Origin of the sequence: Anoxybacillus sp. LAT27, from assembly GCF_022030075.1 — a bacterium.
GTDB lineage: Bacteria > Bacillota > Bacilli > Bacillales > Anoxybacillaceae > Anoxybacillus > Anoxybacillus kestanbolensis.
The window spans coordinates 19,106-38,999 of record NZ_JAIWYK010000072.1 but is presented as its reverse complement, the minus strand read 5'-3'; the positions used below and the strand labels follow the sequence as shown (position 1 = coordinate 38,999).

19 protein-coding genes and 1 pseudogene are annotated in these 19,894 nt (G+C 38.3%); 17 read left to right on the top strand and 3 right to left on the bottom strand.

The window, feature by feature from the left end; genetic code table 11:
* The 3 genes from LD028_RS07235 to LD028_RS07225 form a co-directional block, all read left to right on the top strand.
* Positions 1-579, top strand: a 579-nt coding sequence (locus tag LD028_RS07235) for an IS66 family transposase (RefSeq protein ID WP_237811410.1), incomplete at its 5' end; no start/stop codon positions are given.
* A gap of 102 nt (positions 580-681) precedes the next feature.
* Positions 682-2,352 carry a capsular polysaccharide export protein, LipB/KpsS family gene (locus tag LD028_RS07230; RefSeq protein WP_237810654.1) on the top strand — a complete coding sequence of 557 codons (1,671 nt, stop codon included), beginning with the start codon at positions 682-684 and terminating at the stop codon, positions 2,350-2,352.
* Positions 2,353-2,355: 3 nt separating this feature from the next.
* A complete protein-coding gene (locus LD028_RS07225; RefSeq protein ID WP_237810653.1) occupies positions 2,356-3,684 on the top strand; it encodes an O-antigen polymerase in 1,329 nt (442 codons plus the stop codon).
* A 46-nt stretch (positions 3,685-3,730) separates the two neighbouring features.
* Here LD028_RS07225 and LD028_RS07220 read toward each other — a convergent pair whose 3' ends face one another.
* Positions 3,731-4,609, bottom strand: a complete 879-nt coding sequence (locus LD028_RS07220) for an IS982 family transposase (RefSeq protein ID WP_011230510.1) — start codon at positions 4,607-4,609, stop codon at positions 3,731-3,733.
* Between the two features lie 187 nt (positions 4,610-4,796).
* On the opposite strand from LD028_RS07220, the gene LD028_RS07215 reads away from it, so the two are divergent.
* From LD028_RS07215 to LD028_RS07205, 3 genes are all read left to right on the top strand, one after another.
* The gene (locus LD028_RS07215; protein ID WP_015375203.1) at positions 4,797-5,327 is read left to right on the top strand and encodes a helix-turn-helix domain-containing protein; all 531 of its coding nucleotides are present in this window, start codon (positions 4,797-4,799) and stop codon (positions 5,325-5,327) included.
* Positions 5,324-5,854: an IS630 family transposase gene (locus tag LD028_RS07210; RefSeq protein WP_015375204.1), complete on the top strand. Its 531-nt coding sequence runs from the start codon at positions 5,324-5,326 to the stop codon at positions 5,852-5,854. Before LD028_RS07215 ends, LD028_RS07210 begins: the two co-directional genes overlap by 4 nt.
* 140 nt (positions 5,855-5,994) lie before the next feature.
* Complete coding sequence (locus tag LD028_RS07205) at positions 5,995-6,132, top strand: transposase (RefSeq protein WP_237810656.1); 138 nt, start codon at positions 5,995-5,997, stop codon at positions 6,130-6,132.
* A 329-nt stretch (positions 6,133-6,461) separates the two neighbouring features.
* Here LD028_RS07205 and LD028_RS18330 read toward each other — a convergent pair.
* Positions 6,462-7,351, bottom strand: a pseudogene (locus LD028_RS18330) (transposase).
* A gap of 140 nt (positions 7,352-7,491) precedes the next feature.
* On the opposite strand from LD028_RS18330, the gene cps2T reads away from it, so the two are divergent.
* The 9 genes from cps2T to LD028_RS07155 all read left to right on the top strand — a co-directional run bounded on the left by cps2T (position 7,492) and on the right by LD028_RS07155 (position 15,667).
* On the top strand, positions 7,492-8,649 hold the full coding sequence (gene cps2T, locus LD028_RS07195; protein ID WP_237810650.1) for a beta 1-4 rhamnosyltransferase Cps2T: 1,158 nt from the start codon (positions 7,492-7,494) through the stop codon (positions 8,647-8,649).
* Positions 8,650-8,667: 18 nt separating this feature from the next.
* On the top strand, positions 8,668-9,555 hold the full coding sequence (rfbA, locus tag LD028_RS07190) for a glucose-1-phosphate thymidylyltransferase RfbA (protein ID WP_237810648.1): 888 nt from the start codon (positions 8,668-8,670) through the stop codon (positions 9,553-9,555).
* Positions 9,556-9,572: 17 nt separating this feature from the next.
* Positions 9,573-10,130, top strand: a complete 558-nt coding sequence (gene rfbC / locus LD028_RS07185) for a dTDP-4-dehydrorhamnose 3,5-epimerase (RefSeq protein WP_237810647.1) — start codon at positions 9,573-9,575, stop codon at positions 10,128-10,130.
* A gap of 2 nt (positions 10,131-10,132) precedes the next feature.
* Positions 10,133-11,146: a dTDP-glucose 4,6-dehydratase gene (rfbB, locus tag LD028_RS07180; protein ID WP_237811409.1), complete on the top strand. Its 1,014-nt coding sequence runs from the start codon at positions 10,133-10,135 to the stop codon at positions 11,144-11,146.
* Complete coding sequence (gene rfbD / locus LD028_RS07175; protein WP_237811408.1) at positions 11,143-11,982, top strand: dTDP-4-dehydrorhamnose reductase; 840 nt, start codon at positions 11,143-11,145, stop codon at positions 11,980-11,982. The genes rfbB and rfbD overlap by 4 nt, the downstream gene beginning before the upstream one ends.
* A gap of 222 nt (positions 11,983-12,204) precedes the next feature.
* Positions 12,205-12,516, top strand: a complete 312-nt coding sequence (locus LD028_RS07170; protein WP_237811407.1) for a hypothetical protein — start codon at positions 12,205-12,207, stop codon at positions 12,514-12,516.
* A gap of 100 nt (positions 12,517-12,616) precedes the next feature.
* Positions 12,617-13,540 carry a polyisoprenyl-teichoic acid--peptidoglycan teichoic acid transferase TagU gene (tagU, locus tag LD028_RS07165; RefSeq protein WP_237811406.1) on the top strand — a complete coding sequence of 308 codons (924 nt, stop codon included), beginning with the start codon at positions 12,617-12,619 and terminating at the stop codon, positions 13,538-13,540.
* 448 nt (positions 13,541-13,988) lie between these two features.
* Entirely contained in the window at positions 13,989-15,059 is a 1,071-nt protein-coding gene (locus LD028_RS07160; RefSeq protein ID WP_237811405.1) for an AAA family ATPase, read from the top strand.
* The gene (locus LD028_RS07155; RefSeq protein WP_237811404.1) at positions 15,056-15,667 is read left to right on the top strand and encodes a DUF3226 domain-containing protein; all 612 of its coding nucleotides are present in this window, start codon (positions 15,056-15,058) and stop codon (positions 15,665-15,667) included. Before LD028_RS07160 ends, LD028_RS07155 begins: the two co-directional genes overlap by 4 nt.
* A gap of 161 nt (positions 15,668-15,828) precedes the next feature.
* On the opposite strand, the gene amyS is transcribed toward LD028_RS07155, so the two are convergent.
* Positions 15,829-17,670 carry an alpha-amylase gene (gene amyS / locus LD028_RS07150; RefSeq protein ID WP_237811403.1) on the bottom strand — a complete coding sequence of 614 codons (1,842 nt, stop codon included), beginning with the start codon at positions 17,668-17,670 and terminating at the stop codon, positions 15,829-15,831.
* A gap of 353 nt (positions 17,671-18,023) precedes the next feature.
* Here amyS and LD028_RS07145 point away from each other — a divergent pair, with 353 nt between their 5' ends.
* Positions 18,024-19,013 carry a LacI family DNA-binding transcriptional regulator gene (locus LD028_RS07145; protein WP_237811402.1) on the top strand — a complete coding sequence of 330 codons (990 nt, stop codon included), beginning with the start codon at positions 18,024-18,026 and terminating at the stop codon, positions 19,011-19,013.
* Positions 19,010-19,894, top strand: coding sequence for a ribokinase (rbsK, locus tag LD028_RS07140; RefSeq protein ID WP_237811401.1), 885 nt, complete (start codon positions 19,010-19,012; stop codon positions 19,892-19,894). Before LD028_RS07145 ends, rbsK begins: the two co-directional genes overlap by 4 nt.

Genomic DNA, 19,894 nt, shown 5'->3' with positions numbered 1-19,894 from the left:
CCCCGATATCAAGGAACGATGATGCACGATGCGTTCGGTACGTATCCAAAATACACGCAAGCCACCCATGCCCTTTGTCACGCCCATCATTTGCGTGAATTGAAGGGCTTCATCGAACAAGGACATACATGGGCATCGCGCATGACGACGTTTCTGTTAGCCGCCAAGCAAGCCGTCGAAGCTCATCACGGTGCACTTTCCGAAGAAGAAGCGAGACGGTGGGAACGAGTGTATGATCGCATCCTAAAAAGGGCACAGCACCGATTGGAAGCGAAGACGCCTCTTCCGAAAAAAGCACTCGCTTTTATTCGACGGCTTCAGAAACGAAAGGAAGAAGCGCTGCGTTTCTTACGTGAAGCTCACGTTCCCTTTGACAACAACCAAGCCGAACGCGATCTTCGCATGGTCAAAGTGAAAGAGAACATTTCGGGTACGTTTCGCGAAGAAACATTCGCCCAGTCTTTTTGTATCACAAGAAGCATCGTTTCCACACTGACGAAGCACGAAAAAAACGTGTGGGACTCGTTATGCCTCCTGTTGACGGGCGAAACGCTCGATCGTGTTCTTTCTACCACTTAGGGCATTTTCTATCACAGGGATGCCCTATTTGTGTTGCGCTTCTTTACATACTACTATCGGGATGAATAGTTACTCAAACAGTACAACGTTAGGTGAAACTATATGAAAATTGTTCTAAAAAAAGTAGAAAATCTAAATTCAGATAATAATATTTATACGGTAAATAAGTTGTTAGATTCAATGGATTACGAAGATATAAATAATCAAGCATACGAAATTTCGATAAAATGGTCAAACGGAATTGAAGATTTATTTATCATAAATGGCGATTTTATTGCTCCCGTTGCACAATTAGACGTTTATAATTTTTTTAAAGAATATTTAACTGCCATAAAAATTTATAAAAAATTGATTAATTTAAATAAAAATATTATTTTGGATAATAGCAATAAGTTGTTAATACAAAATTTAATGAAAATAAATAAAGTAACTGGGAATAAATTGGTTTTTGAAACAAAGAGATATATTATAGAGAAAAAACATTTGAAAAATAAATTATTAGAAATTACAAAAAGAAACTTCAAAGAAAACTATATTAAATATTTATTGGGGCTTTTTGTAAAGAAAAAGAAAAAAAATCAAGAAGATATTATTGTATTTGCCGATGTATATAATAGACCTACTAATGAAATGTTAAATTTAGTTTCAAGTAACATTGAAAAACCTAATATTATTATTACCTCTGAACCTAGAATCTCTAAACATTTTTTTATGAATAAAGGAATTCCTCTCGGGAGTTTTATTAATTTAAAGCTTTTAATCAAGTTTATTAGAGAAAGATTTATTTATTCAAAAAGATTAAAAAAAATCAAGAATAAAATTAGCTTAGATTTTGGAAACAAAGCTATTAATCGATTAATAAGTAGTGAGTTTGAAAAAAAAATAAAAAAACTTTTTTTAACTTGTCTGCTTGATAACTATATTCTTCATAATCTCATAAATGAAATAAATCCAAAACTTATAATACTTGGAACAGATTGTCATAGACTATCAAGACATCTAGTAATAATTTCTAAAAAATATAATATTAAATCTTTGGTACTACAACATGGTGCTACTAATGGAAAATATGGATTTGCCCCTCTTTTTGCAAATAAAATTGCAGTTTGGGGTAATATATCAAAAAAGATTCTAATAGATTGGGGAATACCTGAGGAAAATATAATAATAACAGGGAATCCAAGATTTAAAAAGATAAAGAGTTATAGACAAAAAAACTGCTGCAAATCTAAGTATACTGAAAAATTAAAAATATTAGTTGCTTTGTCTCCATATGAGAAAGATGTGACTGTTGAAATTTTAACTTTGGTGCTTGAGGCTGTAAAAAATATAAAAGACATAACATTAATTGTGAAACCTCATCCTTCTGAAAAGAATATTTATTATTATGAAGAGATTATAAAAAGGTATAATTATATAGATGTAATTCTAGATGAGAAATCTTCAACTAACTATTTGTTAGCAGATTCAGATGTAGTAGTTTCAGCGCAGTCAACTATAGGAATAGAAGCATTGCTTTTTGGGAAAACTTTAATAGAAATTGATTCAAAAAGGATATCAAAAAAAATACCATATGATAAATATAATTGTTGTTATCAAGTCAAAAATGTTGATGATTTTATAAATGCTATAGCATCAATTAGAGAAAAGGATTCATCATTTAATACAATTATGAATAATAGTAATAAATTTCTTTATGATTATTTAGGAGATCCTAATACTAATACCTATAAGAAAATAAAAGAATTTATTAATATTTTATTAGGAGAGTAAAATATGATATTAAGAAAAAATTATTACTATTATGTATATTTAACTTTACTTATAGGTATAATCATAGGTATCATCATAGGTATCATAGTTCCTATGATTTTGTTGAAGTTTTCATTCTATCAGCTATATATTCTAGTTTTTATATTATTGATTATTTATAGCCATATAAAATATAACCTTGTGAATATTTTAAATCCTATTTCATTTTATTTACTTTATTACTTTATTTTTGTTGCTTTTGGTGGACTTTTTGCACCAAAGTATTCTAATAGGATACTAATTAGCGAAAAGGTTTTTTTATTAGTATTAATAGGAGCATTGTTTTTTATACTAGGTTCCATGTTTTACCGAATTTTATCGAAGAGAATCGTTCCTAATATTTACAAAAAAAGTATATACTCAACATGGGAGTATAATAAAGCGAATTATCTTAGTTTATCGTTAATATTAATAGGCAGTATGCTCACCTTTTATTATTACTATTTAGCAGGTACTATTCCAATTTTAAATGAAAATGCTGATTATTTTAGAGTTCAAGTAAAAGAAGGGAAGAGTTGGTTGTATCTTCTCTCTTATGGTTTTTATTTAGTAGGATTACTTATTTTCTCCTTAAATAATATGAATATAGGAAAATATAAAACATCTATAATAATTTCGTTTCTAGGATGTATTATTTTTATCGGACTTGGATATAGATCACCAGCATTTCAACTTTTATTAATGTCATATGTTCTTTATTCTTATTTTAAATATAGAAAAATCAAGTTATTTAGAGTATTAATATTTGGATTAATATTATTATTTTTAATAGGATTAACTGGTTCTATAAGAAGTAAAGGTGTGGATGTTATTTCCCAGTATAATATTATATGGTTAACTCTAGAATGGAGATTTTTTGTTCAAATTAGCAATATTCAAATGATTTTTGATTGGATATCTAATAATCAATATTTATATGGTAAATCTCTAGTCATAGATTTATTAACACTGTTGCCTGGTTATCAGCCAAGTTTTGCTATATGGTTAAAAGATGTTATGGGGATGGACTTTGCAGGAGGATTTACTACTACATTAGTTGGAGAAGCTTATGCTAATTTTGGGTTTTTAGGTGTTATAATATTATCTTTATTAATGGGCTTTATTGGTCAGGGGACATATTATTTTATTATAAAAAAGGAAAATATTAACCTATATGAAATTGGTGTTTTATTATTAATTTCATTTAGTATTGGTTCAATGGTATCCAGTGGCATTTTTACTGCATTAAAAAATGTTCTTCTTCCCTTTCTGGGGTTGTATCTTGTTATTACTAAATTATTTTTAAATAAATAAAAGTACAAGTGAGTGAGATTATATAACCCGTGGTGCTAGTTGAGCTTTAGCGCTCAACTAGCCCAAGTGTAACCAGGGAATAAGCTAACAATATACCGTCTAGTGCCACTTCAAATCCGATAATCGAATTGGCTCGGATCCCCGTGATGCGATAGTGGTCAACCAGAACCGAGAACACCGTCTCGATCACTTTGCGTTTTTGTTGGATCCACTGCTCCCATGTCTCAGACGCACGATGTTTCTGGTTTTTTCGAGACGGAGTCCAAAGCGCCATTTGGTATTCTTCGTACAGCCTTTTTTGCAAGTCACGGCTAATGAATCCTTTGTCCCCAAAGTTATACGGGTGGGGAATTTGGGTCATCACGCTTTCGGCTGCGATTCGATCGTGGCAAGATGCTTCCGTCACCACATACCCCATTGGCAGCCCTTGATCGGTCACTTGAAGGTGCAGCTTCAACCCGTAGTACCATTGCTTTTTGGAAGCGCAATACCCGATGTCGGCGATCTCTTGAAACCGTTTGACGCGATGCATTCTTGCCGTATGGCACAATGGGAGCGGCAAGCTGTCCACGACGGCATAGGCATGATGTTGGCCACGTTTTGCCAGCTCATGGCGGATCCATTTGATAGCGAAGCCAAGCGCCCGGCAGCGGCGGTTATACCGGGAACGTTCGAGAAACGAGCCGTTTGTGAACAAATTTCCCGTGACAAAACGATGCCACGCCCGTTCAGAAGTAAAACCGAGCAGCTTTCCTAAAAGATGAATGGCGATGATGACAGCGTCCTCTTGCTTGACCAAATGGCGATTTCGACGATGAAGATGCACCTGAATGCATGAAAGTTGAGCAGAAACAAAAACGAAAATGGCGGCATATTGCTTTTGAATCTTGGCCCGATCTGTAGTAAAATGAAAGTGCTCTTGCATAGGGATCCTCCTTTTTAATGGTTGGTTGCACTTTCATTTTAAGGGGATCCTCATGCAAGGGCTATTTTTATGCTTGTTTGAGTTTATCTATATAGATGCACATTGAAACATTAACGTCCGTATAAGTGGCTTCCACCCCGGTTATACTGCTCCTAGGTACTTCACGAAGAAAAGGAGCGGAAACGGAATGAAACGATTGAAAATCACCAATGACCATGGATGGACGCCACGAACCCTTCGAAAGGAAGAGAAAAAAATCAAAAACATTTCCCTGCGTCAACGCGTCATGGCCGTTCGCCTCGTCATGGAAGGGTATCTGGGGAAAGACGTCGCTTCCATGCTCAACCTGTGCCGCCAAAGCGTCGCATTTTATGTCTCCTTATTCAACGAAGGAGGGCTCGATCTCCTGCTCGATCGGAAATATCCGCCGGGCCGGGAGCCGTTTTTGACACTGGAACAGCAACAGGAACTGAAACAGACGATCTTGACCCACACCCCGGCCGAACTCGGTTGGGACATCGCTTCTTCTTGGAATACGCGGATTCTTCAGTCTTATATCCGCGAACACTACGAGGTGGACATGTCCCGGGAAGGAATTCGCAAACTTTTACATCGAATGAGATTGTCTTGGACTCGTCCCACCTATACCCTGGCCAAAGGCGATGCCGAACAACAGCAGGCGTTTGAGAAACAAATGGATCTCATTAAAAAAAACTGATCACTCCCGATACGATTCTTTTATATGCCGATGAAACTCATGTTCGGTCTTATCAAATCCTGCGGGCCACTTGGTCGGAGGCAGGCCGGCAAAAACAAGTGCCCACGTACGGCCATCATGCCCACGTTTCTGTATTTGGGGCGGTGAATGTGCTCAATGGGGACACCGTTCTTCATCGAGCAGTCGCTGCGAATGCGACGACGTTTTTGGATTTTTTAAAGATCTTGAAGAGCCGTTATCCAGACCAGCTGATCGTGCTCGTGCTCGACAATGCCCGCATCCACCATGCCAAAATGGTGAGAGATTTCTTGCGCCAAGAAGGGGAATCGTTTCACTTGATCTTTTTACCTCCTTATTCCCCACAGCTGAATCCCATCGAACGCTTGTGGAAATGGCTCAAGGATGCGGTCATTGCCAATGTGTTTCACAAAGATCAAATGGATATTGACCAAGCCATTGCCCGGTTTATGGAATATATAGATCAACAACCGGAAGAGGTGCTTCGACGCTTGGGGTGTGCAGCGTGATGCAAAGGTTAACTTTTCAAGGTGCATTTATATAGCACCACGGGTTATATACTGTCTCATTAGCCCCCTAATGAATTTGGACACTCGATAAGGTGTTTTTTATAATCGAAGTGACCAAATGAAGGGGGTTTTTGATTTACATGAAACGAAGAAAACATTCAAAGGAATTTAAGCTACAAGTAGTGAAAGAAGCATTAGAAGTTGGAAATAAAGCATTGGTAGCTAGAAGATACGAGCTTAGCCCTAATCTTGTGCAAAGATGGGTAAAAGCGTATTAAGAAGGGTAACAGGTATCTTAGAAGTAGCTGAAAAGATCGTGTATTGATCCTTCACCATTTCAACAGGAAGTGGGCAGAGAGAAAGTTACGAAGATTTTCCAAAACACATGAAGTACTCCAGCGAATATTTGAAGAACGTTACAATTAAAAAAATGTAAGGTAGTAAAATAAGGAGAGCTTCGCTTTCCTTCTAATCAGACTGAATATTCAATCTGATTAGAAGGAAAGAGTCTCCCACCATTTCAAAAGCATTTCAGAGATATTCTATTTTTCTTTCCTTACACAAAATTTGGCGCTATTCTTTATTTTTTAGACGGTGTTGCAAAACTCTAGAGTAAAAACTCGAAGTTATGCATAAGTATGTAACATAACACATGCAGTAAATATCAGTTCGTACCATCTTGGCTATTCCAGCCTGTCACTCTTTAATTCATTAAATACACGCTCAATCTCGCAGCGAAGTCCAAATAGCTATTGACCAAACCTCGTTTTCAAAAAAGACAGGAAGAGCTCGGCCATAGGCATCTTTTTGTTCCTTGCTGTTGCGGAAGTTGATGGGGGAAATAAACTTGATTCCTGCTTGTTCGGCTGTTTAACGAATCTTTTTACTGTCATAGGCGGCATTGCCTAATGCGAATTCGATATCCCATTGCTCTAAAGAAGCAAGCAGTTTTGGCACCACTGCGGCATCATTCCGATTCGCTTTAGTCAATTATATGAGGATAAAATAATTTCCTCAGTAGTGGTGCAGAGGTGAAGATTATACCTTTAAAACAATAGTATCGGGTAGACACTCCCCACTTCGCTTGAGAATCGTAAAGACTACTCCGAAGATCAGTACTGTCGATCAGCACTATTTGGGAATATTTCACTTTTAAATCTTTTAGCAGCAGTGCATGAAAAACAGTAAATCCTTGTTTATGGAACTACTACATTGTTAAGGAAAATGTGGAAAGATAAGGAATTCGAACAAGCCTACAAGCTCGCTGAAAACAACGAAAGCGTTGCAGGATGCGCACTAGTTTCCTAAAGGAGTCAATGGAAAAATAGGTCTTCAAAAAGAAACATTTCAACAACGCTTTTTTTGACATTGTCGGTCTTCCTTTCAAATGCTGTGTTTTTAGTAACGATATAGAGAGTCGATATACTGAAATAATGCTTTTAAAAGTGGGTCGATTTCATAAGAACATGCATGTTCATCATTCAAATTAGAAATCATGATAGTGTTCACCCCTTGGTTTTGTTTTTTGGTCAGTGATATGATTTACAAGGTGGTAGGTTTTTATGTGCATTTATACATTCGTTATGTGTTTTGCAACACGTTCAAATAGATATTAGATAATAGTTGAGGTGTGTAATTTGAAAAATATATTTATAATAGGCTCAAAGGGTATCCCTGCCAAATACGGTGGCTTTGAAACGTTTGTAGAATATTTGACCAAAAGAAAGGTAAGTGAGGATATCACTTACCATGTTTCATGTTTAGGGGAGAATAACGATGAATTTTATTATAACAATGCTAGATGTTTTAATGTAAAGGTTCCTGATGTGGGAAGTGCGAAAGCGGTTCTTTATGATTTAATGAGTTTACGGGAATGTATTCGATATATTAAAGAGTACAATCTAACTAACAGCATTGTTTATATTTTGGCTTGTCGAATTGGTCCGTTTTTTGCTTTCTATAAGAAAAAGCTAGAGAAAATGGGGGTCAAGGTGTTTGTAAACCCTGACGGCCATGAATGGAAACGAAGTAAATGGAATTATTGGATTAAACGTTATTGGAAGTTTTCTGAGCGTTTAATGGTGAAACATGCGGATTTATTAGTATGCGATTCACGTGGGATTGAGTCATACATTCAAAATGAATATAGACAATATCGCCCGAAAACTACGTTTATTGCTTATGGAGCGGATGTGAAGGCATCTTCACTTGCGGATGATGATGCGAAGCTAGTTGATTGGTATCGTCAACATCAGTTAAAGCAGTTTGAATATTATTTAATTGTGGGACGTTTTGTTCCTGAAAATAACTATGAACTAATGATTCGCGAGTTTATGGCATCTAACACTAAAAAGGATTTAGTGATTATTTCAAATGTCGAGCAAAATGCTTTTTATCAACAGTTGCTCGAGAAAACTAAATTTGATCGCGATCCTCGTATTAAATTTGTTGGGACTGTGTATGATCAGGAACTTTTAAAGAAAATTCGTGAGCAAGCTTACGGATATTTACACGGTCATGAAGTGGGAGGGACAAACCCTTCTCTTCTGGAAGCATTGGCATCAACGAAAATTAATTTATTACTAGATGTAGTTTTTAATAAAGAAGTTGGTGCAGATGGGGCGTTATATTTTACAAAAGAGCAAGGATCATTAAGTCAGTTGATTAATATGGTGGATCAATATACTCAAGAGCAAATAGAATTACTAGGAGCGAAAGCAAAAGATCGTATCATTAATGAATATTCATGGGATAAAATTGTAAGCGACTATGAACAACTATTTCTGGATAGCTAATTAAGGGGATGCATAATAATGAAAGGGATTATTTTAGCTGGAGGAAGCGGCACCCGCCTTTATCCTTTAACAAAGGCAGTATCTAAGCAATTGTTACCTATTTACGATAAACCGATGATTTATTACCCGTTATCTGTTTTCATGTTAGCTGGCATTCGTGATATTTTGATTATTTCTACTCCTAGTGATACACCACGCTTTCAAGAATTACTAGGAGATGGCTCAGACATAGGAATCTCGTTATCCTACGCCGTGCAGCCTTCGCCAGATGGTCTTGCACAGGCGTTTATTATTGGAGAGAAGTTTATCGGTGATGATAATGTTGCGCTGATTTTAGGAGACAATCTGTTTTATGGCCATGGATTGACAAAGTTATTGCAAAACGCCGTGGAACGAAAAACGGGAGCGACGGTGTTTGGGTATTACGTAAATGATCCAGAACGTTTTGGCGTTGTAGAGTTTGATGAAAATGGAAAAGTCATTTCCATTGAAGAAAAACCGAAACATCCGAAGTCTAATTATGCGGTGACAGGGTTGTATTTTTATGACAACCGCGTTGTTGAATTTGCGAAAAGCATTAAGCCCTCCGCGCGTGGCGAGCTGGAAATTACCGATGTGAACAAAAAATATTTGGAGCTTGGCGAATTGCATGTGGAGATTTTGGGAAGAGGTTTTTGCTGGCTGGATTCCGGCACGCATGAATCATTGCTTGAGGCTTCCCAATTTATTGAAACAATCGAGAAACGTCAAAGCTTAAAAGTTGCATGCCTTGAAGAAATTGCTTATTTAAAAGGGTATATTACAAGAGAACAGTTATTGAAGTTAGCTGAGCCGTTAAAGAAAAATCAATATGGTCGATATTTGATAGATATTGCTAACCAGAAAAAGAAACCAATATATTTATAAATTATGAGGTGCGTGTTATGAAAGTGATTAAGACTTCATTACCCGGTGTGTTATTGATTGAACCAAAAGTGTTTGGTGATCACCGGGGCTTTTTTATGGAAAGTTACAATAAAAAACTTTTTGCGGAATATGGGCTTGATTTCAACTTTATTCAAGATAATCACTCGTTATCCCAGCAAGCTGGAACGATTCGCGGACTTCATTATCAGTTAAACCCAAAGGCGCAAACAAAATTAGTGCGCGTTACTCGAGGGGCTATCTATGACGTGGTTGTTGATATACGCAAAGGTTCGCCGACGTTTGGCAAATGGCAAGGTTTTATTTTAAGCGCGGATAATAAACGGCAATTGCTCGTACCAAAGGGATTTGCGCATGGTTTTTGTACGTTAGTGGAAAACACGGAAGTACAATATAAAGTGGATGAATACTATTCTCCAGAACATGATCGCGGCATTCTTTGGAATGATCTGGCGTTAGGAATTGACTGGCCGACAGCAAACCCAATTCTTTCTGAAAAAGATACAAAACATCCACTATTAGCAGATGCCGAAATCAACTTTGAGTGGGAGAGATAATAATGAATCTTTTAGTTACAGGCGGAGCAGGTTTTATTGGCAGCAACTTTGTCCGTTACATGCTTGAGAAATATCCAACTTATAAAGTAGTCAATTATGATTTATTAACTTATGCTGGTAATCTTGAAAACTTAAAAGATGTGGAGAATCATCCTAACTATACATTTGTAAAAGGTGATATCAATAACCGTGAGCTATTGGATTATCTTGTTAAAACACATGAGATTGACGTTATTGTGAACTTTGCGGCTGAGTCGCATGTCGACCGCAGTATTACAGATCCTGATATTTTCGTAAAAACAAATGTATTGGGCACGCAAGCGTTATTAGATGTGGCAAAAGACAACCATATTAAGAAATATGTGCAAATTTCAACGGATGAAGTGTATGGTACACTTGGAGAAACGGGATATTTTACAGAAGAAACACCACTAGCACCGAATAGCCCTTATTCGGCAAGTAAGGCTGGTGGAGACCTACTTGTAAGAGCGTATCATGAAACATATGGGCTAAATGTGAACATTACGAGATGTTCCAATAACTATGGACCATATCACTTCCCTGAAAAACTCATTCCGTTAATGATCACAAATGCGTTGGAAGGGAAAGAACTTCCGATTTACGGTGACGGTCAAAATATTCGTGACTGGTTGCATGTAAAAGACCATTGCGCGGCGATTGATTTAGTGATTCATAAAGGTAGACCTGGGGAAGTATACAATATCGGCGGACATAATGAACGGACAAATAATGAAATCGTGCATCTAATCGTTGAAAAACTCGGGGTTTCGAAAGATTTAATTAAATATGTTGCTGATCGTCCAGGGCATGATCGTCGTTATGCAATTGATCCAACGAAAATTATGACAGAGCTTGGCTGGAAGCCGCAATATACTTTTGAAAAGGGAATCGCAGAAACGATCCAGTGGTATATCGACAACCAAGAATGGTGGAAAAATATTAAATCCGGTGAATATATGAACTATTATCAAAAACAGTATGGTGACAAGCTATGAAAGTGGTTGTAACAGGTGCAAAAGGTCAGCTTGGTACCGATGTAGTCCATTTACTTGCTGATAGAGGGTATGAAGTTTATGGTTATGGACGAGAAGAGTTAGATATAACAAATTTTGACCAAGTAAAACAGATTATTGGTAAAGTTAATCCTGATGTTGTGATTCATGCTGCAGCCTATACAAAAGTGGATTTAGCAGAATCAGAGCCAGATCAAGCATTTTTAATTAACGCATATGGGACGAGAAATGTTGCTGTCGTATCAGAAGCAGTGGGAGCGAAACTTGTCTATATAAGCACGGATTATGTCTTTGATGGAACGGCTACTACACCATATAATGAATTTGCACCAACAAATCCACTTAGTATATACGGAAAAAGCAAATTAGCCGGGGAACAGTTTGTTCGAGACTTACACTCTAAGTTTTTTATCTTCAGAACTTCTTGGGTGTATGGAAAGCATGGAAATAACTTCGTCAAAACAATGTTAAAGTTAGCGCAAGAACGAGACGAGTTAATGGTAGTTCATGATCAAGTTGGCTGTCCGACATATACAGTCGATTTATCAAATTGTATTTTAGAACTAATTCAAACAGAAAAGTACGGAATTTATCATGTTTCTAATTCGGGACATTGTTCTTGGTATGAATTTGCGAAAGCCATTTTTGAAGAAGCTGGGATAAAAGTTAAGGTAAATCCTTGTACAACAAAAGATTTTCCAAGACCAGCTCCTAGGCCGGCCTATTCGGTTCTTGCGCACATGGCATTAAGAATGAACGGCTTCAGAGAACTGCCTTACTGGCGGGATTCGTTGAGGGATTTTTTGAGAAAGCAATAAATTGGAACTCGGGCTTTTTGATCGAGTAGTTTGTACATCATTTGTTAAATGTAAAATAAAAAGGCTCTTCACCAAAAGCTGTACATGATTTTTTACAACACACTCTACTGACGTTTGTGAGAAACAATCAGCAAATCAATAATATTCTCACATTTTTGTTCAGAAGTGAGCATCATTTGTCAAGCACATGTTGTGGTGACGAACCTTTACGAAGGGAAAACCGTGCCAACATTTAAAGGGAAGGAAGCATTTCGTATCGTGGCACTCTTTGATGATGGAATAACTGTAAGCTTAACGTCCAAAGAAAAAGAAGTGCCTTTAAGTAAGGAAGTGATGTTTCGTGTCATGGAAAAGTTGATCGTTCATAAAGACGGTGTGCGTCAAAAAATGGTTGATCCAAACGCTCGACTAAAGCTAGGTTTGCTTTTACTTCATCCGTGGACAGAGAAAGTGGAGCGTGATGAGGACGGTAAATCCCGTTCATATTTAGTGCTTACTGATGAGGCGAGGAAGCGTCTGACGGTTGCTGAATAATGTGTTTCAGCGACTTTTTGACGCTATTCCCCTTGTCCTTTTTGTTTCCATATGGTACGCTTCACTTGAATGGTATCTCAGCATAAAAGGGAAGATAGAAATGGAAGCAAACAAAGGTGGAAAAATACGTTATAAGATTATAGCTATTGTTGTGCTACTTTTTGTCATGGCGGGAGCGTATGCTTTTTCGATGTACGGTAAGTTCAAGGAAACAATAAATGAGATGCATGAGCCGATTGAGCGAGAACGTTCGGAACAGCGAGAGAATGAGTTATCGCTCGGAAAAGGTGAGCCGATATCCTTTTTGCTTATCGGAGTGGATGAACGAAAAAATGATCGCGGTCGGGCAGATTCGTTAATTGTTATGACAGTGAACCCGAAAAAGCAGTCGATAGAAATGGTAAGCATTCCGCGAGATACACGCACATTGATTGTCGGTAAAGGGAAAGAGGATAAAATTAACCACTCGTACGCTTTTGGTGGGGTGGAAATGACGCTTGAGACGGTCGAACAATTTTTAGACATTCCCATTGATTATTACATTAAAGTGAACATGGAAAGCTTTAAAGATATCGTAGATGCCGTTGGCGGTGTAACAGTAAATAATGCTTTTGCATTTGAGTATGAAGGAGAGTCGTTTCCTAAAGGGGAAATTACCTTAAATGGTGAGAAAGCATTGAAATACGCTCGTATGCGCTATGATGATCCACGTGGCGATTTTGGCAGACAAGATCGGCAAAAACAAGTGATTGAGGCAATTATTAAAAAGGGAGCTAGCTTCTCTTCTCTTACAAACTATGGTGACATACTTGAAGCGATAGGAAAAAATATAAAAACAAATTTGACATTTGACGACATGAAACAAATTCAAGCGAACTATAAAGAAGCACGACGTCATATCGAGCAGCTACACATACAAGGAAAAGGTCAAAAAATAAACGGTGTGTATTATTTGGTCGTTTCAGAAGAAGAGCGTACAGCCATTTCACAACGATTAAAGGAGCATTTGGATATCGGTTTGTAGTATTTTCTGTCTCGACTTGATAAATAGCCTCATCTTTAGAAATTGGTGAAGTAGAGACAATAGTTATCAGAGGACTGTCATTCTTCATCAGGCAGTCCTTCCCTTCAATCGAATCATTGCCACTCGCTTATTTTCCTCTTTGCGACATTTTTGCTTCTCGTTATTTAAGATTTTTATGGCTGATTGCCTGTACTAAGGGATTTTTCTGAATGGATGTAAAAGTAAAAAATTATTTCGATACATGCAGGAATCTGGACGATAGTAGTGAAAAGAATATATGTGTGAAAAAACAAATGGTTGAGCAGTTTTTTTATAATAAACATGCATCGTTTATGTTATCTAATTGTTGTGAGGAGTTTCGCCATCTTTTCAGTAGATAGGATATACGAAAATTAATCGATTGGGCATTATTTGTAAATAAAACATGTAGCATAGTAGGTGAATACATATGATTCGTTCAGTCGAAATTGAAAACTTCAAAAGTTTAAAGTATATCGCTTTAAACGATTTAGGAAGATTAAACTTATTTGGCGGTAAGAATAATGTAGGGAAAACGACTTTATTAGAGGCGCTATTTTTATTTTTTGATCGTATGAATCCAAATATGTTAATTCGACAGTACAATTGGCGCGGGGTGACAGGCATACCTGTTCGATCTGATACGATGTTCGCACCAATTTTTTATAATTTTGATTTAAAGGAAACGATTAAAATAAAGATTTTAAGAGAACATGGTGTGGAAGAGGTGATGTCCCTTTGTTTTCAAGATGCAAACCAACAAGTGTTTTCTATCCCGGTAAACAGAGAAGAGAGTTCTGGGAGTTCTAATGAAGCGATTCAAAGTATGGTGAAAATTGAATATAGGGATGGAAAGCGAGGAGAAAGAGATCTTTTTCATTTTTTCATTAACACGAGCGGCGGATTCGGCATGCAGATTGTACAGGCAAAATTTAAAGAAATACAAAACGCTTATTTTCTTGGTTCTAAAATTCCGTTCAATCCTGTGGAAACAGCTGTTCGATATGGTGAGCTAGATATCCGTGGTGAAGCAGAACAATTATTACCTTATTTACAAACGATAGAACCCCGTTTGAAAAAGCTTGTTTCTGTGGCATTGCCAAATGGTGAATCCATGTTATATGGAGATATCGGGTTGTCGAAAAAAGTGCCATTTGCTTATATGGGAGATGGCTTGTCTAGACTATTAACGATATTATTAGCCATCGCCTATACGAGAGAAGGGATTATTCTTATTGATGAAATTGAAAATGGATTCCATTATTCGAAGATGCCGAAAATTTGGGAGATCTTAATGAAGGCAGCCACAGATTATGGGTGTCAAATTTTCGCAACTACTCATAGCTATGAATGCCTAAGTAGCGCGGTATCGGGAATATCGGAAGGAAACAGAGATTTCCGTTATATACGACTCGAGCGTGTTGGTGAGAAGATCACTCCGAAAACATTTACTTTTTCTGAACTTGAAATGGCTATTGAGCAAGGGTGGGAAGTGCGGTGACCTTGAAGCCGAAGGAGATTACAAGTGAGAAGCTCCTTTTAGTGGAAGGAAAGGATGAAGTTAATTTCTTTGAGGCCCTGCTAGACAAAGCAGGGATTGAAGGATTCGAAATGATTAACGTTGAAGGGAAAGGAAACTTTACCCAGCATTTGAAGATGCTTTGTTTGTTAACGGGATTTGAGAGAGTCAAAACGTTAATTATCATTCGCGATGCGGATAACAATCCCGATGCAGCGTTTGCGAGTGTAAAAAACGCACTGCATGCGATCCACTTGCATGCACCTAATCGACAAAACGAGCTGAAGGAACATCTGGGGAGAAAAGTAGGTATTTTCATTATGCCTGGTAACTTTGAAAAAGGGATGTTGGAAGACTTGTGTATGTCTTCTGTTTCTGATGATCCTGTCATAGAGTGCATTGAGAAGTTTTTTGAATGCGTAAAAGGAAAGGGATGTATCCCTAAAAATTTAGCTAAGGCTAAAGCTCATGTATTTTTGGCCTCCCGACCGGAATTAGTAACAAGTATAGGAGTGGCGGCGAAGAAAGGATATTGGAATTTTACGCATCCTTCGTTACAGTCATTAATTCATTTTTTGCGAGAGGCTTAATTTTTGAAAAAAGAACGTAAAAGACCTGTCTATCATAGGAGCAGAACCAACGATCATCAAGGCTCCAGAACGCTATATTGATTTCAACATGTTTATATTTCATTATTGTGTTAAAAGAGTACAGCTTACCGTTTCTATTGGCAAGCTGTACTTTAAACATATTACGGCACATTCCAACTAGCGGTGTATGATCCGGTTGATGAGAAAGGAACAGTATACGTTCGATTAGAAATGCTTTCCCATATCACATTTCCAGCTTGGTCTTTTTTAATAAACTTAAATTCAATTGCTTTTCCTTGTGGAAGCGCTATCGTTGCTTCCCACGTCGGATAGGAAGATGGATTCATTTTAATCGCGTTGGCAGTATTCCAATTGCCTAGCTCTGGAATGTTGCCGACAACATATACGTTTTGTCCACTAGTTGTTGTGGCATTATTAACTGTAAATGTGACGTTTGACGTTTTAGCCACCCAAATTGAGACGGAGCCTCCGTTTACTTTAAATTCTCCCCAACCATCTGCATTAATCGTTACTGTGTCACTTCGATTTCCGGTTAAATCATAAAACACTTTTCCGGCATGTTTTTTACCGACATACATCCATTTACTTCCGCCAGGGCCGTCGGTAATTAAAGCCGCCAGTCCAGAGTTTGGTTTTGTATCAATGCCTTCGCGTGTCCATCCAATAATGTCTTGATGGTCAATGTAATCACGTTGTGTTCCATAGGCATAGTCCCGACGAGCAATTAAAAGCGGGTCGATTTTACTTTTTAACCCTGGAATATTGTATTTCGGGATTCCATAATAGTCACCGTAAAATACGCAAGGATACCCTTCTTGTCTTGTTAAAATAAAGGCGTAAGCAAGTGGTTTAAACCAAGGTTCGACCCATGACTGTAAAGATTGCCCTGGTTGCGTGTCGTGGTTATCGACAAGTGTCACAGCGAGTGAAGGTTGATCTTTCATTAATGTATTGTTCAATAAATAACGCATGTCAAAATATCCACTCGATTTGGAAGCGGTATAAAAGTTGTTATGCAAAGGTGCATCAAATAATGACATCGATCCATTTGTTTTTGTAATGTAATTATGCAGCTTATTGACGTCATAGCTCCAAAATTCCCCAACGGCAAATAAATTTTTTCCTGTTTGATTACGTACATATGTTAGCCATTCAGGGAAAAAGCTGTATTTAATATGTTTTACGGCATCTAAGCGGAATCCATCGATATTTGTAGTATTGACGTACCACGTTCCCCAGTTTTTTAATTCTGTCACAACCTCAGGGTGATCCATATCTAAATCAGCGAACATTAAATAATCATAGTTTCCGTTTTCTGTATCGACTTCCCAGTCCCATGCTTTTCCTGTACCGCGGAATTTGTAAATCCGATTTAATTTTCGGCTTTCATCCCAATCGGTACCGTCAAAATGATACCAACGCCATTTAAAACTCGAGTATGTGTTCCCCCGACCGGGAAAATCAAATTTTGTCCATGCTTGAATTTGGTATGTTCCAGATGTTTCTTGATTTCGATTAGAAGGGTCTACCTCAACCGCATCGACAAATTCTGTGCCGTCAGCCCCCGCCTTATGATTAAATACAACATCTGCATATACTTGCATCCCTGCGGCTTTGGCAGCTTGGATGGCTTGAATATATTGTGTTTTTGTTCCGTATTTTGTTCGAATCGTTCCTTTTTGATTAAATTCCCCAAGGTCATATAAATCGTACACGCCGTATCCGACATCGCTTTGACTTGTTCCTTTATACGCTGGAGGAAGCCATAACGCTGTAATACCGAGCGAAGAAAGATTTGCGGCTTCATTTTTCACCTTTGTCCAAAGGGTTCCATCGTTCGGTAAATCCCATTCAAAATATTGCATCATTGTTTCGTTAATAGGTGCAGTATTAGCTTGTGCTGTTGAAAAAGGTGTGAAAAAGGAAATAACTAAGGTAGCAATTATAGAATAATACAACCATACTTTTTTCACATTATTCATCTATACACATCCTTTCATGTGAAGTAAAGATGCAAACGTTTGCACTAAAGTATAAACGCGTTTGAAGTTATTATAATGACATTTGTTAACGCTTACAATACAGTTTTTTATTTTTATACATTTCACCAAATTTGAAAGCTGTGCGGTTATTTTATGTGGAGGAATGTATAAAGGATCGCCTGTAACGGTGCCTGTCATGCCCCGATGGATGTCGAGATTTGTAGAAACAGAGAGTCATAGTGGTTCTCTGTTTTGTACGAATATTGTCGATAAAAACTTGAAAATACTTGCTTGTTTTTTACGATTTCTGTTATATTATATGTAACCGGTTACAGAAACGAAGGTGGAGAATTATGGCTACAATCCGGGATGTCGCCAAATTGGCAGGGGTATCGGTTGCTACGGTTTCACGCGTGCTAAACCAAAACGGCTATGTGAACGAAGAAACGGAAAAACGGGTGCGGAAAGCGATTCAAACGCTAAACTATAAGCCAAATGAAGTCGCGCGGACGTTATTTAAGAAAACGTCTAAAACGATTGGGCTCATCGTTCCTGATATTTCAAACCCTTTTTTCCCTGAACTTGTTCGTGCGGTGGAAGATGTCATGAACATTTATGACTATACCGTGATTTTATGCAATTCGGATGAAAAAAGCGAAAAAGAAAAGCAATATATGGATGTCTTAAAACAAAAATATGTGGATGGCATGATTTTAACGACGAATCAATTGGCGATGGAAGAAGTGGCCGAGTTAGATGTTCCGATTGTTGTTTTGGACCGTCCATCTGATCATTCATTTCCATCGGTCATTGCGGATAACTACAGTGGCGCTCGTGTAGCGACGAGGCATTTGTATGACATTGGATGCCGAAAAATTGCCCATATTCAAGGACCAACGCATGTCGTGAACGCAATGCAACGTTTTTACGGATATCGCGATGAAATGAAAAGTTTAGGACTTTGGGAAGAAGCAGTTGTCATTCAAGGGAATTATCAACTGAAACAAGCGAAAGAAGCGGTGCTGCAAGCGATTCAAACGAATTCAATTGATGGCATTTTTGCTGGGAACGATGCGATGGCGGTTGGGGCGCTAAAAGCTGTTCAACAATTGGGACTACGTGTTCCAGAAGATGTTGCGATTATTGGGTACGATGGCATTCCGTTAACGGAGATGACAACGCCAGAGCTGTCAACCATTTCGCAACCAATTTATGAAATGGGGGCGATTGCGGCACGGCTTTTAGTGAAAACAATTGAAGGGCAGCCGATTGATCAGCTTCATTACGTACTGCCTGTTAAACTTATTGAACGGGATTCGACGCGCAGGAGGGGAAAATCGTGAGAAAGCCGAAAATTACGGTCATTGGAAGCATCAATATGGACTTAGTAACGATCACAAAACGAATGCCGCTTCAAGGCGAAACGGTAGTAGGGGAAACGTTTCGCCTCATCCCTGGGGGGAAAGGAGCGAATCAAGCGGTAGCGGCAGCACGGCTTGGTGCGGATGTCCACCTCATTGGTGCGGTCGGTAACGATGCATTCGGAACAGAGCTGCTTCATCATTTACAGAAAGAAGGAATTATTGTCGATGGTGTGAAACCGGTTACATATAACGAAACTGGCATTGCGACAATTGTCATTTCGGAAGGAGATAACCGCATTATCGTCGTTCCTGGAGCCAATCATGCGCTATGTCCAGACGATCTAGAGCGTTGGGAAGAGAAAATTGCGACAAGCGATGTTTGTCTGCTTCAGTTAGAAATTCCACTTTCCGTCGTAGAACGAGCAGTGTCGATCGCGAAACGTCACGGTGTTCGCGTCATTTTAAACCCAGCACCGGCACAGCCGCTCCCAGACACATTGCTCGATCAAGTCGACTTTTTGACGCCAAATGAACACGAGCGAGATATCGTGCTAGCGGGGAGAACGTTAAAACAATGGGCGCACAAATTGATCGTGACTGAAGGAAAGCGTGGCGTTTCATTCCAACGAAACGGTGAGTGGGTGCTTATTCCAGGGTTTCACGTACCAGTTGTCGATACGACGGGAGCGGGGGATACGTTTAATGGAGCGCTTGCCGTAGCGTTAAGTAAAGGTATGGCATTAGAAGAGGCTTGCCGTTATGCAAATGCAGCAGCGGCACTTTCCGTCACAAAGCTTGGAGCACAAACCGGGATGCCAACCGATAGAGAACTAGAGTCGTTTCTTGCGGAGAAAGGATGA

Coding starts and splice junctions, on each gene's coding strand:
- LD028_RS07230 (WP_237810654.1), top strand. CDS start 682: ATGAAAATTGTTCTAAAAAAAGTAGAAAATCTAAATTCAGATAATAAT.
- LD028_RS07225 (WP_237810653.1), top strand. CDS start 2,356: ATGATATTAAGAAAAAATTATTACTATTATGTATATTTAACTTTACTT.
- LD028_RS07220 (WP_011230510.1), bottom strand. CDS start 4,609: ATGCAAGAGCACTTTCATTTTACTACAGATCGGGCCAAGATTCAAAAG.
- LD028_RS07215 (WP_015375203.1), top strand. CDS start 4,797: ATGAAACGATTGAAAATCACCAATGACCATGGATGGACGCCACGAACC.
- LD028_RS07205 (WP_237810656.1), top strand. CDS start 5,995: ATGAAACGAAGAAAACATTCAAAGGAATTTAAGCTACAAGTAGTGAAA.
- rfbA (WP_237810648.1), top strand. CDS start 8,668: ATGAAAGGGATTATTTTAGCTGGAGGAAGCGGCACCCGCCTTTATCCT.
- rfbC (WP_237810647.1), top strand. CDS start 9,573: ATGAAAGTGATTAAGACTTCATTACCCGGTGTGTTATTGATTGAACCA.
- rfbB (WP_237811409.1), top strand. CDS start 10,133: ATGAATCTTTTAGTTACAGGCGGAGCAGGTTTTATTGGCAGCAACTTT.
- rfbD (WP_237811408.1), top strand. CDS start 11,143: ATGAAAGTGGTTGTAACAGGTGCAAAAGGTCAGCTTGGTACCGATGTA.
- tagU (WP_237811406.1), top strand. CDS start 12,617: ATGGAAGCAAACAAAGGTGGAAAAATACGTTATAAGATTATAGCTATT.
- LD028_RS07160 (WP_237811405.1), top strand. CDS start 13,989: ATGATTCGTTCAGTCGAAATTGAAAACTTCAAAAGTTTAAAGTATATC.
- amyS (WP_237811403.1), bottom strand. CDS start 17,670: ATGAATAATGTGAAAAAAGTATGGTTGTATTATTCTATAATTGCTACC.
- LD028_RS07145 (WP_237811402.1), top strand. CDS start 18,024: ATGGCTACAATCCGGGATGTCGCCAAATTGGCAGGGGTATCGGTTGCT.